This window comes from Enterococcus italicus DSM 15952, assembly GCF_000185365.1.
Taxonomy (GTDB): Bacteria; Bacillota; Bacilli; order Lactobacillales; family Enterococcaceae; genus Enterococcus_G; species Enterococcus_G italicus.
Map to the genome: position 1 here is coordinate 1 of NZ_GL622294.1, position 522 is coordinate 522.

The following is a 522-nucleotide window of genomic DNA, read 5'->3' on the forward strand; positions in this document are numbered from 1 at the left end:
TTTTTAAAAATCTGAAATAGTCTTAGAATCACTCTTAAAACAATAAAAAGACAGTAAATTTATATATTTTTTGACTATCTTAGACTATATATTTATTTTCTTTGTTATGTTAACAAAAAAAAGCTAGATTGTTCTAGCCTAAAAAATGATTAAAATTTATTCTACTACACTAAATATCCAATTTAGCCATGCAACAACAGTCTGCATTCTTCTATTAGCTGTAGATATACTGTTTATTGACTTAACATTATCTAACAAGACTTTAGAAATATACTTCCTATCATATTCTCCACCATTTTTTAGTGTAGAATCAAATGCAAGTTTAAAAGGTTTGTGTGATAATATTTTAGAGATAATCAAAGCATTTCTCTCATTAGAGTTGTGCATTATTTTTTAATTTTTATTCCCTCATTATTTAATTTGAAATAACAATCTTGTTTTGTTGCAAGACCTAAATATACTAATGAGTTAGCATAATAATCACTTTGTCTCAAATCAAATTCATAGGCTTCTGCTAATTCA

General features: G+C 24.9%; 2 protein-coding genes. Both read right to left on the reverse strand.

Annotated features, from left to right (window positions below; translation table 11 throughout):
* Positions 1 to 156 precede the first annotated feature (156 nt).
* Positions 157 to 387 carry a DUF7226 domain-containing protein gene (locus HMPREF9088_RS12720; protein WP_007209400.1) on the reverse strand — a complete coding sequence of 77 codons (231 nt, stop codon included), beginning with the start codon at positions 385 to 387 and terminating at the stop codon, positions 157 to 159.
* Positions 387 to 522, reverse strand: a 136-nt coding sequence (locus HMPREF9088_RS12725) for a DUF7226 domain-containing protein (protein ID WP_007209401.1), incomplete at its 5' end; no start/stop codon positions are given. The genes HMPREF9088_RS12720 and HMPREF9088_RS12725, both read right to left, overlap by 1 nt.

Coding starts and splice junctions, on each gene's coding strand:
- HMPREF9088_RS12720 (WP_007209400.1), bottom strand. CDS start 387: ATGCACAACTCTAATGAGAGAAATGCTTTGATTATCTCTAAAATATTA.